The organism is Kitasatospora sp. NPDC088351 (assembly GCF_040685575.1).
GTDB lineage: Bacteria > Actinomycetota > Actinomycetes > Streptomycetales > Streptomycetaceae > Kitasatospora.
The window spans coordinates 261,287-276,775 of sequence record NZ_JBFBIL010000002.1; the positions used below are offsets into that span (position 1 = coordinate 261,287).

Below are 15,489 nucleotides of genomic sequence, written 5' to 3' on the forward strand. Positions count from 1 at the left end.
TGTCGCGTTCGTCGCCGCGGCGGCCCGGGCCGGACCACCGCACGGAGCAGTCTCGAAGACCGCGACCGGGTTACCCAGACCTCGATATTTGGTACTACTGGCCGGGGCAGGCTAAGAACCAGCCGGTCGGGGACACTGGACACCATGGATTCCCAGACCGCCCAGACCGAACTCGGTGAATTCCTCCGCTCCCGGCGCGCCCGGCTGCAACCGCAGGACGCTGGGCTGGTCGCCTACGGCACGCGGCGGCGGGTGCCGGGGCTGCGCCGGGAGGAGCTGGCGCAGCTCGCCGGGGTGAGCATCCAGTACTACACGCGGCTGGAGCAGGGGCAGAGCCGGAGCGCCTCCGAGGCCGTCCTGGAGGCGCTCGCCGACGCGCTGCGGCTGGACGAGGCCGAACGCGCGCACCTGCACGTGCTGGCGCGGCCGTCCGGGGCGGCGCGCCGCCGTTCCGCGCCGGAGCGGCTGGGCCCGGGCCTGCGGCAGTTGCTGGACGCGATACCGGACGTGCCGGCGCTCGTCCTGGGGCGGCGCACCGATGTGCTCGCGTGGAACCGGCTCGGGCACGCGCTGTTCGCCGGGCATCTGGACCAGGCCGCCCCGGACCGGCCCGCCGACCGGCCGAACCTCGCCGCGATGGTGTTCCTCGACCCGCACACACGGGAGCTGTTCGTGGACTGGGCGGACAAGACCCGGGAGGCGGTGGCGCATCTGCGGGTCGCCGCCGCGCGCTACCCCGACGACCCCAAACTGACCTCGCTGCTGGGTGAACTTGCCGTCCGCAGCCCGGAGTTCTCCACTCTGTGGGCGGCCCATCAGGTGCGTGAGTGCCCGTATCTGGAGCGCGAGTACCACCATCCGCTGGTGGGCCGGATGACGCTCTCGCAGCAGCCGTTGCAGCTGCCGAACGCCCCGCAGCAGCGGGTGATGGTCTACACGGCGGAGCCCGGTTCCCCGTCGGAGGCGGCGCTGCGGCTGCTGGCCTCGCTGGCGGGCGGGGCGGGCGCGGGGGCCGGGGCGGCTACGGCGCGCCCTTCGGTGTCCGACCGGCGCGCTTAAGGCCTGGCACGGTCGGGACCACCCAATAGATCACCCGTTCGAGTGGTTTGGGTCGGGCCGCCGACCAGGGCGGGCCCCCGGCAGACGTGTTGTCAGTGTGTCCCGTTACGTTCCTCCCATCACTGACCAGCTGGGAGGAGAGCGGACGTGGCATGGGTGGAAGCGGGATCGGGCGGCTATCAAGTCGCGCTCGACGCGGAGGGCAGGGTGGTGTGCCGCAACGCGGCCGGCCGCCAGTTGAAGTCGGTCCCGTCGAAGCTCGGTGACGACCCGGTGGTGACCGGCCTCAAGCAGCTCACCGAGTGGCTGGCCGCGCACCGGCGGCGCTGTCTGGAGGACGTCGAGCGCTGGATGGTGCGCTCGCTGCCCGTCCCCGCCGCCGTGATCACGGCCGTCTGGGCCGACGAGGCCTGGCAGGACGTGCTGCGCGACCTGGTGGTCACCGGCCCGGACGGCGCGGTCGCCGGCTTCCTGCGCGGCGCCGACGCCGAGCGCGGCCTCGGCCTGGTCGACCTGGACGGGGACACCGTGCGCCTCACCGACGGCGAGATCCGGATACCCCACCCCGTCCTCCTGGAGGACCTGGCCGAGCTGCGCGAGTTCGCCGTCGAACTCGGCGTCTCCCAGCAGGTCCAGCAGCTCTACCGGGAGGTCTGGCACCGCCCGGCCGCGCCCGGCACCGGGGCCACCGAGGTCACCGACTACGCCGGCGGCCGCTACAAGGAGCTGCGCGAGCTGCTCGGCCGCTGCACCCGGCTCGGCTACCGGGTGCGCGGCGGCCACGCCGTGCTGCCCGTCGTCGAGGCGGGCGTCGCCCTGGAGGCCCGGGTCTGGGTCGGCGACTACTACGAGTACGACGAGTGCGAGACCGGAGCACTCAGCTGGACGGGCCCGGACGGCAAGGTGCTGGCGCTCGCGGAGGTCGGACCGGTCGCCTGGTCCGAGGGAATGCGGATGGCCGCCGCGCTGCACGCCGGCCGCACGGTCGAAGGGGAGGAAGCCGCATGAGCACCACCGGACCGAACGAGAAGCTGCTGGACGCCGGAGCGGTGCTCCCGGCCGGCACCCTGCCCGGCGCCGGGCAGCCCGACAGCGTCGCGGACGTGCTCACCGCCCGCGCCTACACCCACCCGGTGCTCGGCGAGCGCCGGATCGTCCGGCTGGTGCCCGGCGCGCTCGGCCCGGCCGAGGACCTCGCGGTGGACTTCCTCGGGCTCAAGCCCACCGGGGAGCCCGCCGAGGTCGGCCAGGTCCGCCAGGAGGCACTCGGCTTCCCCGCCTGGGCACTGGTCCACGACCCGGCCAACGGCCACCACGCACTCGCCCTGGTCAAGGAGATGGAGCGGCTCGCCCGGCAGGCCAAGTCCAAGCCGGGCAACGCCAAGGACGGCTTCGAGGCGCTCGCCGTGCGCCTCGGCCGCACCGTGCCGCACTTCCTGCCCACCTACTGCGAGGAGGTCGGCCGGATCTTCCTCGCACAGGGCAACCAGACCTACGCCGGCACCTTCTTCGGCAAGGCCCGCGAGGCCGAGCGCACCCACGGCCTGGCGATCGACGAGGAGCGGCTGCGCGCCGTCTTCCTGGAGTTCGCGCTGGCCGGCGCGCTCACCGTCAAGGCGCTGCGCCAGTACGTCAAGGAGCTGAGCGTCCGGCTCGACCCGCTGACCGCCTGGCAGCGCTTCCGCCAGCTCTGCGCCGAGCGCTCGGCGGCCGGCATGGCACCCTATGCCGGGGTGGCCGAGGACGCCCGCGCCCTGATCCGCGCGGCCGGGCTCGACCGCGCCGAGCACGAGCAGGCGCTGCTCGCCGAGCTGCTCGCCTCACCCGCCGTCAACCGGGCGCCGGGCGCGTTCTGGAAGTCCTGGCACAGCGTCGTCGTCGAGCTCGGCCGGCGCGACGAGACCGTCCGCGCCCGCCTGCTGGAGCTCCTGCCCGACCCGGAGGGCTCCTCGGACCGGACCGCCCAGGACGCCGCCTGGCTCGCCGTCCTCGCCGAGAGCGGCGCCGAGCAACTGCTCACCGGGCCCCGGGCGGAGGAGGCCGCACCCGCCGCCTGGCTCCAGCGCTGGTGCGGCCACCTCGGCCGCAGCTGGCGCACCAGCGGTTCCAGCGCCGCCACGGTGGCCCTCGCCGGGCGGATGGCCGAGCGACTGCGCGCCGACGACGTCCCGGTGGACCTCTTCACCGGCATCCGGAACAGCAGCACCCTGCTCGACCTGCTCGACCTGCTGCTCGCCGAGGGAGTCCCGGTCGCCGACCCGGCCGACGACCACACCTTCGACCTCACCGACTGGGTCGGCGACGCCGGCCCCGACAGCGCCACCCTCGCCGCCGTCGCCGCCGACCCCCGGTTCCGGCCCGCCCTGCGCGCCGCCGTCCCCCGGGCCTGGGACGCCGCCGTCCGCAAGGGCCTGCCCGCACTCCCGGTGCTGCGCGAGCTGTTCGTCGAATGGTCCGACGAGCGCGCCGACACACTCCTCGCCGCCCGTGGCCTGGCCGGCGCCGCCGACCTCCTGCAGCAGCTGATCCTCAGCCGCACCGCCATCCGCCAGGAGAACCCGGCCGCCGCCGAACGGATCGCCGGCCTCGACGCCACCGGTCTGCTCGCCCGCGCCCTGCGCACCGGCATCCTCGACGAACTCGGCTGGCCCGCCCTGGAGGAGGCGCTCGGCCGGCTCGGCCTCCCGCAGCGCGAGGCGCCCGGCTCACCCGTCGACACGACGTTCCGCAAGGGCCTGATCATCGAGGAGGCGTGGCCCGCCCTGATCCTGGCCCGCAAGGACCAGGTCCTGGTGGTCGGCCCGCAGGGCATCCTGCTGGAACACACCCTGCGCATCCCCGACAAGCTGGAGCGCTGGCAGGAGCCCCGGCTTCGCTACGCCGACGGCGAGCTCCTGGTCGCCTGGTACCGCGAGGGCAAGCAGCACGCCTACTGGTCCGGCCGACCCACCGAGATCTTCGCGCTCGGCGGCGAGACCATCGTCCGCTACTACGGCAGCGGCGACACCCCCGGCGTCCCCTCGCTCGCGCTGCCCGGCGGCGGCCGGACGTCCGGCGAGCGCCCGCTGCACGCCGGGGACACCCGGGTACCCGCCGAGCACCGGGTGATCGGTGACGGCACCGGCCACTGGACGCTGCGCTCCGGCCGGAACGGATCCGCCTTCACCGAGTTCGACCCGGCCACCGGCACCCTCGGCCGCGCCGCCGAGCCGCCCCGGATCGCCGCCACCGCGGCCGCCGGCCGGCTCCAGCCCGGCTTCACCCGGCTGCTGCCGCTCCAGCCCGGCCTGGAGGCCACCCCGCTCGGCACCGACGGCACGGTGCTCGGCAGCTGGGCCCGCGTCGACGGGGCCCGGGTCACCACCGTCACCGCCGACGGGCAGACCCTCGTCCTGACCGGGCAGGGCAAGCACGCCCAGCGCTACCCGGTCGGCCGGCTCGGCCTCCCCGGCGCGGCCCACCCGATGATCACCGAGAGCCGCGGCGGCATCCTCGCCCTCGTCCTGCCCGACGCGGACGGGGCCGGGGACGCCGGTAGCGATCGCACCGCCGAGGTCAGCGCCTGCCGGGCCGGCGACCTGCACGCCGCCGGCACCGCCCTCGTCCCCCCGGTCGACCACTGGCACGCCCTGCGGCCCCGCGACGAGGACGGCTCCCGCGTCCTGCGCGCCGTCACCGCCGAACAGGCCGCCCGGCTGATCGACGCCGCCTGGCCGACGGACACCGAGCCCGTGGCCGAGGAGGAGCAGCGCTGGCTCACCGTCCAGGGCGTGCGGCGCCTGCTCGCCAACGGCAAGGCCCGCAACCGGGTACCCGTTCAGGCCGCCGGTGACGCCCTGCCCGGCATCGGCCACCCGCTGCTGCTGGCCGGCGTCGCCGGGCTCGCCCGGTTCGCCGCCAACCTGCTCGACCAGGCCGCCCGGTTCGTCCCGCAGCCCGAGGCCGAGGCCCGCCCCAAGGCCGGCACCGCCCGGCCGGGCACGGCCTACCGGCCCGAGCACGGCAGCGACCACGACCTGCGTGAAGCCGTCGGCATCCTGCTGCCCCACCTCGGCGGCCTCGGCCACTCCTGGGACGGCGGCGAGCAGTGGCGGGTCCTCAACAACCTGCGCACCGTCACCGCCGTCCTGGCCGACCCGCCGGCCGCCGGCCCCGAGGGCTGGTCCGACCCGCTGAAGGTGACACTGCACGGCGACGAAGACCACCACGGCTGGCTCCACCTGCTCGGCCGGCTCGACACCCTCGCGTTCGCCGCGGCCGCCCCGCTCACCGGGTCGGCGGAGCGGTCCACGCTCGCCCTGCTGCTCGGCGAGCTCACCGCGGGCCCGCTCGCCGACCGCGGCGCCACCCTGCGCGAGATCACCCTCACCGAGCCGCTCCACGACCACGCCCACCAGCTCACCCACGGGGACCAGCAGCACCACCGGCGCGCCGGGCAGGTGCTGCGGCACGGCGACCGCACCGTGATCATCCTCGGCTGCCGCCACCACCGCGACGGCCGGGTGTACTGGCTCGCCGTCGACCACGACCCGAGCGGCGCCTTCGGCCCGGTCGCCCACTTCACCACCGCCGAGGAGCGCACCACCGAGGAGACCCTCACCGCCGACTGGACGGCCGAGTTCACCGCGCTGCTCGCCCTGCACGGCGGCTTCGCCCGGGAGGCCGCCCCCGCCGCCGCGTTCGGCGAACTCACCGGCATCGGCAGCACCCGCGCCACGCTGCTGCTCAGCCCCACCGACACCCTGTTCCGGTGGTACGGCAACGCGCTGCCCGCCGACCGGCTCAAGGAGTACGGACTCAAGTCCACCGAGGCCAAGGCCGCCCGCGACTGGCTGCGCGACCGCGACCACGAGGCCCTGGCCGCCGTCTGGGCCGCCCTGCTGCCCGCCGACCCGAAGACCCTCTGGACCGAGGGCCCCGATGTCACCGCCGGTGCCGAGCAGTGGACGCAGCGGTTCGGACGGCTCGTCACCCTCCCCGAGGACGCCCAGGCCACCGTCAGCGGTGTCGGTGTCCAGCAGATCGAGGCGATGCTCAACCCCGACCGGACGGCCTGGCTCAGCGGCACCACCGGATTCCGGCTGGCCGCAGGCAAGGACGACGGCACCCAGCAGCTCCTCGCCGACGACCAGGCAGCGGCGCCGACCAAACACGACCTGCGCGGCGCCGTCGCCGCCCTGCGCTGGCTCGCCTACCACCTCCCGTACGACAGCCCGCTGCGCTCGCTGCTGCCCCGGGCCGCCGAGGCCCTGCGCGCGCGCCTCGCCGACCCGCACCTGCTGCTGGACAACGAGCTCGAGTACACCGTCAAGGGCGAGCGGCTGACCCCGGTCCTGCGCACCAGGTACGGTCTGCCGGCCGAGGGCGGCGCGGACGCCGACGGGCTGGTCCGCTGCGGCGAGGCCCTGGTTCTCGCCCCCGGCTACGGGGGCAAGGAACGGGCCTGGCTGCGCCCCGCCGGGCTCACCGGTGCCGACGACCCGCTGCTCGAACTGCTCGACGGGCTCTCCTACCCGCACGTGTTCAGCGCTCAGCGGCTCGCTCTGGAAGCCGTCCTGAGCGGCGAGCTGGAGCGGCTGGTGGCGGCCCCGGAGCCCCAGGAGTCACCGGAGCCCCAGGAGTCACCGGAGTCCCAGGCCTCCCCGGCGGAGACCGGCTGGGCGCAGAACCCGCAGTTCAGCGTCCCCGGCCTGGTCGCCGAGGTGGTCGCCGCACACGGCCTCGGCGAGGACGCCGCCGTGCTCTACCTCCAGTTGCTCGCCCTGCCCGACCCGACCGACCGCAACGTCGCCCGCTGGACGGGCTGGAAGCCCGCCCGGCTGAAGAAGGCCCGTGCCGAACTCGCCGCCACCAGCCTGGTGCTGGAGGCCAAGCGGGCCCGGGCCGGCCGCAGCCTGTTCCTGCCCGGCGGCTGGCAGGAGGCCAAGTCCCCCGGCCTGCCCGCCGAGACCTGGAAGGCCGGCCTGTACGAACTGCCCACCCACCACGCCGTCCTGCCGTACCTGCCGGTTCCCGAGCTGTTCGCCCGGGCCTGGCAGCGGATCGGCACGGGGGACGTCCCCGGCTACGAAGAGCTCCAGACCAGCAAGCGCAGGAAGGCCGCCCGCCGATGAGTACCACCGTGACCGACCCCGTCGCCGGCTCCCCGGCCGTCCCCGGGGCCGCCCCCGCCGCCCGGCAGATCGTTCCGCCGGAGGAGAAGTACGCGGCCGAACTGGAGTTCCTGGCCGCCCACGACGCCGGCCCGCGCCCGCCCGGCTGGCGGCTCACCCCGCGCGCCGTGGTCACCTTCGTGATGGGCAGCGACGGCCAGAAGCTCAAGGCCGGACGGAAGAGCCTGGCCATCGAGCAGAAGTTCGTCGGCGAGCGGGCACTCGTCGAGCGCTGTGTCGTCACCCTCGCCGGCGAGCGCGGCCTGCTGCTCGTCGGCGAGCCCGGCACCGCCAAGTCGATGCTCTCCGAGCTGCTCGCCGCCGCGGTCTGCGGCACCAGCGCGCTCACCGTCCAGGGCACCGCCGGTACCACCGAGGACCAGCTCAAGTACGGCTGGAACTACGCCCTGCTGCTCGCCAAGGGCCCCAGCCGGGACGCCCTGGTGCCCTCTCCGGTGCTCACCGCGATGACCACCGGAGCCGTCGCCCGGGTCGAGGAGGTCACCCGCTGCCTGCCCGAGGTGCAGGACGCCCTGGTCTCCCTGCTCTCCGAGCGCCGGATCGCCGTCCCCGAGCTGGCCGGCACCCCGGACGGGCAGCTGCACGCCGCGGCCGGATTCACCCTGATCGCCACCGCCAACCTGCGCGACAAGGGCGTCAGCGAGATGTCCGCCGCCCTCAAGCGCCGGTTCAACTTCGAGACGGTCGGCCCGATCGGCAGCCTCGCGGCCGAGGTCGAGCTGGTCCGTCGCCAGTCCACCGCCGCCGTCGCCCGGGCCGGCGCCGCCTACGCGGTGGACGACGCGGTCCTGGAGGCACTCGTCACCGCCTTCCGGGACCTGCGCACCGGCCGCTCCACCGAGGGCTGGGACGTCGAACGCCCGTCCACCGTGATGAGCACCGCCGAGGCCGTCTCGGTGGCCACCGCCCTCGGCGTCGGCGCCGCCTACCTCCCCGACACCGGGGACGTGCTCGGCCGGCTGCCCGGCCAGCTGATCGGCGTCGTCCGCAAGGACGACCCGGCCGACGCGGCCCGCCTGCTCGGCTACTGGGACGGCCCGGTCCGCCGCAGGGCCGAGCAGGGCGCCGCCACCTGGCGCACCCTCTGGGACCTGCGCTCGGCACTGGAGGCGTGAGGCGATGAGCAGCGCGGACATCCCCGACAGCCCCGACATCCCCGATGGCGCGGAGCCCCAGGACTCGCGAGACCCGCGAGACCCGCGCGAGGTCGTCGAGGCGGAGGCGGCCCGGCTGGCCGCCTCCGGCACCGGCGGGCCGGGGCCCTATCTGATCGGCGTGCGGCACCACGCGCCGTCGCTCAGTGCGGTGGTGCCCGCGCTGCTCGACGCCGTCCGGCCCGAGGCGGTGCTGGTCGAACTGCCCGCCGAGTTCCAGCCCTGGCTCGGCTGGCTGGCCGACGAGTCCACCCAGGCGCCCGTCGCCCTCGCCGCCGCCCCCGGCGGGCCCGAGGACGGCGCGGGCCCGGGGGAGGGCACCTCGGACCGTACCCCCGGGCTCGCCTTCTACCCGTTCGCGGACTTCTCGCCGGAGCTGGCGGCCCTGCGCTGGGCCCGTCGCAACGGTGTCGAGGCGATCGCCTGCGACCTGCCGCTCGCGCACCGGTCCGAGGGTCGGTCCGAGGGCCGGTCCGTGGGCCGTCCCGCCGGTCCGAGCCCCGACGGACCGGCCGCCGACACCGGTCCGGGCGTGGCCGACGCGCTGCGCCACCGGCTCACCGGGCGGGACGACGACGAGGACCTCTGGGACCGCCTGGTCGAGACCGCGGCCCCCGGCTCCACCCCGGAGGCCGTCCGGCGTGCCGCCCTGCTGGTCGGCTGGGCGATGCGCCGCGACGCCGAGCAGGGCGACGGCGTCGACCGGTACGACCTGCGGCGCGAGGCCTGGATGCGGGCGCGCATCCGGGCGGCCGCCGCGGACGGGCGCCGGGTGGCCGCCGTGGTCGGCGCCTTCCACGCGCCCGCGCTGCTCGACCCGTCGGCGGACACCGCCGGCGAGGCGTCCGGCGAGGCGTCCGACGGGGTGCCCGGGCCGGACGGCGCCCACGTCGTCTCGCTGATCCCCTACACCTACCCGCTGCTCGACGCCCGCTCCGGCTACCCGGCGGGCATCCGCGACCCCGAGTGGCAGCACACCGTCCTCGACGCGGGCGGGGACGCGGACCGGCTCGCCGACGCCCTCACCGGCACCGCCGTCCGGATCTGCGCCGCCCTGCGCACCCAGGACCACCCGTCGGGCCCGGCCGACGCCCGCGAGATCGTCCGGCTCGCCGGAGACCTCGCCCGGCTGCGCGGGCTCGCCGCCCCCGGCCGCGGCGAACTCGTCGAGGCCGTCCAGACCGTGCTCGCCCAGGGCGAACCCCTCGGCCGCGGCCGGGCCGTCGCCCGCGCGCTGGAACGCGTCCTGGTCGGCACCCGCACCGGGCGGCCCGCGCCCGCCGCCCCGCGCAGCGGCCTCGCCCCCGCAGTCGAGGTCCTGCTCGCCGACCTCGGCCTCCCCGGCCCCGCCGACTCCGGCGAGGCCGCCCCGCGCGAACTGCGCCTCGACCCGCTGCGCTCCCCCCTCGACCGCCGCCGAGAACTGCTCCTGCACCGCCTCGCCGCCTGCGGAGTCCCGTACGGCGAGCCGGTCGCCGGCACCGGCGCCGGCGGCACCGAGACCCTCGGCACCCGCTGGCAGGTCCGGTGGACCCCGGCCGTCGCCGCGATGCTGACGGTGGCGGGCACCCGCGGCGTCACCCCGGCCCAGGCCGCCGAGGGAGCCCTGCGCGAGCGGCTCCGCCGTGAGCGGCAGGCGGACGGCCCGACGGCCCGCGAGGTCGTCCAGGGCCTCGCCGACGCCGCCGCCTGCGGCCTGCCCGCGCTGGCCGACACCCGGCTCGCCCAGCTCACCGCCGTCCTCCCGGAGAGCGGGACGCTGCCCGAACTCCTCGACGGCCTCGCCCTCCTCGACCGCCTCACCGCCGGTCACATCCCGGGCCTCGCCGCCCCGGCGCCGCCGGGCGACGCGCAGGCGGCCGGGCCCGCCGAGGGCGCGCCGGGGACGGGCGCGGACCCGGGACCGCTCGCCGCCCCGGGCGTTCGTCCTGAGCCGGGTGCGCCCGCTTCACCCGTTTCGCCCGACGGTTCGGCGGGTGCCGGTGACCGCGCCGCCGCGCTGGCCGCCGCCGGCGGGCTGCTGACCGTCGCCGCCGTACGCCAGCTGGAAGGGCTGGGCGGCTCCGACGACCCCGCCGACGCGCGGGCCCTGGTGGAGCTGGCCCGTCGGGCCGACCAGTCCGGCGGCCTGCGACTCGGTCATGCGCTGGCCGAACTCGCCGTCGGGGGAAGCCCGTTGGTGCGGGGTGCGGCCGGTTCGGTGCGGGTGCTGCTCGGACAGGAACGGCCCACCGCCTTCGGCGACCGCGTCGCCTCCTGGGTGGACGGTGCCACCGAACCGGCCGCCCGGCACGTGCTCGGGCGGGCGCTGGTCGGGCTGCTCACCGCGGCGGAGGGGCTGTTCGCCTCCGCGCCCGAGGTGCTGGAACCGGTGCTGGAGCGCGTCACCAGCCTGCCCGACAGCGGGTTCCTGGACCGGCTGCCCGCCCTGCGGGGCGGCTTCGACACCCTCAGTCCGGCCGCCCGCGACCGGCTGCTGACCCTGGTCGAGGAGCGGCTCGGCACCCGGCTCCAGGCCCTGCCCGACACCGTCGCGCCCGCGCTGCTGGCCCGTTGGGCCCGCGCCGACCTGGCCGCCCGCACCGCCCTGGGCCGACGCGGCCTGTTTCCTCCGGCCGTCCCCGGGCCCTCCCCGGCGGCGGCCGGACCTGCCACACCGCCCCGGGCGGCGGGTCAGGCCACCTCGGGCCCGGCCGCGTCCGGCCACGACATCGCCGCCGACCCCGCCACCCATGCCCTCGCGCCCGCCGAGCGCTGGCGGCTGCTGCTCGGACGGCCCGGGAGCGGCGGCCTCGGCGGGCGGTCGGCCCGCCTCGCCACCGCACTCGACGAGCTGTACGGCACCGGCCGGGGCGAGGGTTCCGGCCCCGGGCTGGACGGGCGTGGCGGCGCCGGTGGCAGCCGGGGCGGCCGCGAGGCCCCGTACCCCGGGGTCCGGGAGTGGTCCGAGGAACTGGCCATGCTGTTCGGGCCCGGCATCCGCGAGGAGGTGCTCGCCGCGGCCGTCGCGCACGGCCGGACCGACGCGCTGGACGCGATCGACCCGGCCGCCGTCCGCCCGTCCGTCGACCTGCTCCGCACCGTCCTGGAGCACGCCGGGGGCCTGCCGGAGGCCCGGATCGCGAGGCTGCGCCCGCTGGTGCGGCGCCTGGTCGACGAGCTGACCCGGGAGCTGGCGACCAGGCTGCGGCCCGCCCTGACCGGGATCAGCGTGCCACGCCCGAGCCGCCGGCCGGGCGGCGGCCTGAACCTGGACCGGACGATCCGGGCCAACCTCGCCACCGCCCGTCCGGCCCGGCCGGGCGTACCGGGCGGCGGCACGGTGATCGTCCCCGAGCGGCCGGTGTTCCGGACCAGGGCCCGCAAGGCAGCCGACTGGCGGCTGATCCTGGTCGTGGACGTCTCCGGGTCGATGGAGTCGTCCACGGTCTGGGCGGCGCTGACGGCCTCGATCCTGGCCGGGGTGCCGTCGCTGAGCACCCACTTCGTGGCCTTCTCCACCGAGATCGTCGACCTCACCGAGCGGGTCGAGGATCCGCTGAGTCTGCTCCTGGAGGTCCGGATCGGCGGGGGGACCAGCATCGCGACCGGGCTGAAGTGCGCACGGGAGCTGGTGACGGTGCCGTCCCGCACACTCGTCGCGGTGATCAGCGACTTCGAGGAGGGCGGCCCGATCGGCGGGCTGCTCGCCCAGACCAGGGCCCTCGTCGACTCCGGCTGCCAGCTGCTCGGCTGCGCCGCGCTGGACGACACGGGGACGGCCCGCTATTCGAAGGCGGTCGCGAGCCAACTCGTCGCGGCCGGAATGCCCGTGGCGGCGCTCAGCCCGCTGGAACTGGCCCGCTGGGTGGGGGAGAAGGTCCGATGACGGAGCAGCAGAGCACGACGGAGCAGCAGGGCGTCACGGAACGGCAGGCCTGGCCCGCCGTACGGCCGGAGGTGGTCGCCGAGGTGGTGGCCGGGCTGTCGGCCCGCCTGCAGAAGCGGTTGGACGGTGCGGCGGAGAAGCTGGCCGACCGGCCGGTGGAGCACTCCGGTGACGAGTGGCGGATCGCGGTGGACGAGGAGACGTCACTCGTCCTGCACGCGCCGGGAGGGGTGGTCACCGACGCGGCCGACGTCCGCTGCGGCTGTCTGCTGGCACCCGCCTGTGTCCACCGCGCGGCGGCGGTCACGGTCTGCCGCCTGGCCGACCCCTCGACCGACCCCTCGGCCGAGACCGGTCCGGCCGAGACCGGTCCGGGCCCGGCCAAGGGGCCGGAGCGCGCGCCCGGGGAAGCCGCCGGAGACGCCCCGGGCCCGGAGGCCCCCCTCACCGCGCCCGAGCGGGCCGCCGTCCGCCACCTCCACCGGGCGGCGGCCGCCGTGCTGGCGGCCGGGGTGAGCGGGGCGGGCGCCGTCCTGCAGGCGGAGCTGCTGCGGGCCGCCCACCGGGCCCGGATCGCCGGGCTGTACCGGCCGGCCGCCGCCGCGGTGGCCGTGGTGACGCGGGTCCGCGCGGCCCGCTCGGGCGAGCCGGACCACCGGCTCGCCGACCTGGTCGCGGGCCTGCGCGAGGTGCTGGAGCTCACCGCCGCCCTGGCGGCCGGGGCGGGCCGGGTCGACGAACTGCGCGGCACCGCCCGCCAGGTGTACGGCGAGGTGGGCGGCCTGCGGCTGTACGGGCTGTTCGTCGAGCCGGTGCTGACGGCCACCCACGCGGGTGTGCTCAGCTGGGCGGTGGACGCGACCGGTCGGCTGAGCACCCTCGCGGAGATCATGCCGCACGACGACGCGACGACGGCCGCCCCGCACGCCGTCGGGGCCGGGAACCGGGCGGTGCGGCTGGGGGACGCCTCGCTCGGCCACCGGGAGTTCAGCCGCGCCGGGCTGGCGGTCCAGGGGGCGACCAGGTCGGCCGCCGGACGGCTGGGCGCGGGCGCCTCCGTCCGGGCGGTCCGCGCGGCGGGGGCGGCGTGGACGGCGGAGCCGTCGGCCGCGCTCTGGGCCGAGCCGCCGGCCGCGCAGGTGGAGCGGGCCCTGTCGGCGGCGGCGCTGCCGTACGAGAGCCGGCCGGCCGGGAGCGACCTGCTGTTCCTGGACGTGACGCTGCTGGGCGCCGCCCCGTACGGACCGGGCGGCGGGGCGCAGTTGCTCGCCGACTGCGACGGGCTGGTGATCGCCCTGCGCGCGGCACACGACCACCCGGGCCTGGCCTACCGGGGCAATCTGGCCCTGCTGGCCACGGCCCCGGGCCTGCGCCTGCGGGTGATCGGACGGCTGGAGCGCGCGGCCCGTCCGGAGCTGCGGCTGCTGGCGATCGGCGTGCCGCCCGGCGAGCCGGGGCCGCAGTCGCCCGTGCTGGCCCTGCCCGCCGACCGGGCGGGCCGGGTCAACCTCGGCCTGGAGCGGATGCAGACCGCCGACCTCACCCCGGCAGCCCCGCCTGCCGCCGCCCCGCCCGCCACGGCTGCCACGGTCGCCGCCCCGGAGGACCCGGCCCCGGACGCCCCCGTGCACCTGCTCACCCGCCGGGTCGAGCAGGCCGTCACCGGCGGGCGGCTCGGGCTGGCGTTCGGCGCGGGGTCGGCGGGCACCGACCAGGCACAGCTGCGGTCGGCGGGCCTGGCCACGGGGGCGGCCCTGCTGGACGGGCTGCGCGCGGCGGCGGGGGACCAGCCCCGGGATGTCTTCGGCCGGGTCGTGGCGGATGACCACGACGCGTTCACCGGTGCCTGGCTGGCGGCGGCCTGTTACGGCGAGGAACTGGCCTCGGCGCTCTGCGCGGGCGCCTGGGTCCCGGACCAGGGCCGGCACGAGGGGGCCGAGGCCGAGGCGCCGGCAAAAGTATTTGCAAAAGCAGGTAATCCGCGCTAAATGGCATACTTGGCGGACAGGAAGCGTTCAGAGGCCGTAGGACGGCCGGGGCCGGGAGACGGAACCGGACGACGGAACCTGGACCGGGAACAGACGGGAACAGAGAGGCGAGCCATGGGTATCCACGACGATGCCGCCGAGATCCGCGCCTGCGGCTGGCGTACGCTCGCCGCGCTGCACGGTCTGATCGACGCCGCGCTGGAGAAGGCGCTCCAGGCGGAGCACCAGCTCTCGGTGGTCGAGTACACCGTGCTGGAGGCGCTCTCCCGGCAGGACGGCTGGCACATGCGGATGCAGCAGCTGGCCCGCGCGGCCGCGCTGAGCAGCAGCGCGACCACCCGCCTGGTGACCAGGCTGGAGGACCGCGGCCTGCTCAGCCGCTACCTCTGCATGGACGACCGGCGCGGCATCTACACCGAGCTGACCCCGCAGGGCCGCCAACTGCTGGCAGCCGCCCGCCCGGTCCACGAGGCCACACTGGAGGCCACTTTGGCCAAGGCCACCGAGATCCCGGAGCTGGCCCCGTTGGTCCGTGCCCTGGGCGAACTGGAGCCCGCCGCCCGGGCCGCCCCGACCGCGGTCTGATCGTCCCGGGGGCCGTCCCGGCCGGGGGGCAGCCCAGATCGTGGTCGGGGCGGCCCTCAGCGCCGCCCGGCGAGGGCGTCCCGGTGCACCCGGTCGAGGAGGGCGAGCAGCAACTCCTTGCTGGAGGCCCGCTCGCGGACGTCGCAGAGCACGACCGGCACGGTCGCGTCCAGGTCGAGGGCGCGGCGGACGTCCTCGGGCGCGCAGTCGCGGCGGCCGTGGAAGCAGTTGACCCCTATGGCGAACGGGATGCCGCGCTGCTCGAAGAAGTCCACGGCGGCGAAGCTGGATTCGAGCCGCCGGGTGTCGGCCAGCACGATCGCGCCGAGCGCGCCCAGGGCGAGGTCGTCCCACATGAACCAGAACCGGAACTGGCCCGGCGTGCCGAAGAGATAGAGCACCAGGTCCTCGCGGATGGTGATCCGGCCGAAGTCCATCGCCACGGTGGTGGTGGACTTGCCCTGGACACCGTCGAGGCTGTCGACCCCGATGCTGGCGCGGGTCATCCGCTCCTCGGTCTGCAGCGGTTCGATCTCGCTGACCGAGCCGACCATGGTGGTCTTGCCGACGCCGAAGCCACCGGCGACAAGGATCTTGACCGCGCCCGGCACCAGGCTCTGGGACGTCAATTCGGGTCTCCTGAAAGAGAACTGAAGGTAAGA

At 76.4% G+C, this 15,489-nt stretch carries 8 protein-coding genes; 7 read left to right on the forward strand and 1 reads right to left on the reverse strand.

From position 1 onward, the window contains the following. Positions 1-144 precede the first annotated feature (144 nt). The 7 genes from AB0P06_RS02645 (at position 145) to AB0P06_RS02675 (ending at position 14,827) form a co-directional block, all read left to right on the forward strand. Positions 145-1,059: a helix-turn-helix transcriptional regulator gene (locus tag AB0P06_RS02645; RefSeq protein ID WP_363604511.1), complete on the forward strand. Its 915-nt coding sequence runs from the start codon at positions 145-147 to the stop codon at positions 1,057-1,059. A 147-nt stretch (positions 1,060-1,206) separates the two neighbouring features. Then, positions 1,207-2,067, forward strand: coding sequence for a DUF4132 domain-containing protein (locus AB0P06_RS02650; RefSeq protein ID WP_363604512.1), 861 nt, complete (start codon positions 1,207-1,209; stop codon positions 2,065-2,067). Then, positions 2,064-7,172, forward strand: coding sequence for a hypothetical protein (locus AB0P06_RS02655; RefSeq protein ID WP_363604513.1), 5,109 nt, complete (start codon positions 2,064-2,066; stop codon positions 7,170-7,172). Before AB0P06_RS02650 ends, AB0P06_RS02655 begins: the two co-directional genes overlap by 4 nt. Next, positions 7,169-8,347 (forward strand): AAA family ATPase, encoded by a 1,179-nt coding sequence (locus AB0P06_RS02660; RefSeq protein ID WP_363604515.1) that lies wholly within the window; start codon positions 7,169-7,171, stop codon positions 8,345-8,347. The genes AB0P06_RS02655 and AB0P06_RS02660 overlap by 4 nt, the downstream gene beginning before the upstream one ends. 4 nt (positions 8,348-8,351) lie before the next feature. Then, positions 8,352-12,254, forward strand: coding sequence for a DUF5682 family protein (locus tag AB0P06_RS02665; protein WP_363604516.1), 3,903 nt, complete (start codon positions 8,352-8,354; stop codon positions 12,252-12,254). Beyond that, positions 12,251-14,242 carry a hypothetical protein gene (locus AB0P06_RS02670; protein WP_363604518.1) on the forward strand — a complete coding sequence of 664 codons (1,992 nt, stop codon included), beginning with the start codon at positions 12,251-12,253 and terminating at the stop codon, positions 14,240-14,242. The genes AB0P06_RS02665 and AB0P06_RS02670 overlap by 4 nt, the downstream gene beginning before the upstream one ends. A gap of 114 nt (positions 14,243-14,356) precedes the next feature. After that, the gene (locus AB0P06_RS02675) at positions 14,357-14,827 is read left to right on the forward strand and encodes a MarR family transcriptional regulator (RefSeq protein ID WP_363604520.1); all 471 of its coding nucleotides are present in this window, start codon (positions 14,357-14,359) and stop codon (positions 14,825-14,827) included. A 56-nt stretch (positions 14,828-14,883) separates the two neighbouring features. Here the strand turns inward: AB0P06_RS02675 and AB0P06_RS02680 are convergent, their stop codons facing one another. After that, positions 14,884-15,456 (reverse strand): ATP/GTP-binding protein, encoded by a 573-nt coding sequence (locus tag AB0P06_RS02680; protein WP_363604522.1) that lies wholly within the window; start codon positions 15,454-15,456, stop codon positions 14,884-14,886. Between the last annotated feature and the right edge of the window lie 33 nt (positions 15,457-15,489).

Bases quoted from the DNA above. Each gene is read 5' to 3' on its own strand.
- AB0P06_RS02645 (WP_363604511.1), top strand. From the start codon at position 145: ATGGATTCCCAGACCGCCCAGACCGAACTCGGTGAATTCCTCCGCTCC.
- AB0P06_RS02655 (WP_363604513.1), top strand. From the start codon at position 2,064: ATGAGCACCACCGGACCGAACGAGAAGCTGCTGGACGCCGGAGCGGTG.
- AB0P06_RS02660 (WP_363604515.1), top strand. From the start codon at position 7,169: ATGAGTACCACCGTGACCGACCCCGTCGCCGGCTCCCCGGCCGTCCCC.
- AB0P06_RS02665 (WP_363604516.1), top strand. From the start codon at position 8,352: ATGAGCAGCGCGGACATCCCCGACAGCCCCGACATCCCCGATGGCGCG.
- AB0P06_RS02670 (WP_363604518.1), top strand. From the start codon at position 12,251: ATGACGGAGCAGCAGAGCACGACGGAGCAGCAGGGCGTCACGGAACGG.
- AB0P06_RS02675 (WP_363604520.1), top strand. From the start codon at position 14,357: ATGGGTATCCACGACGATGCCGCCGAGATCCGCGCCTGCGGCTGGCGT.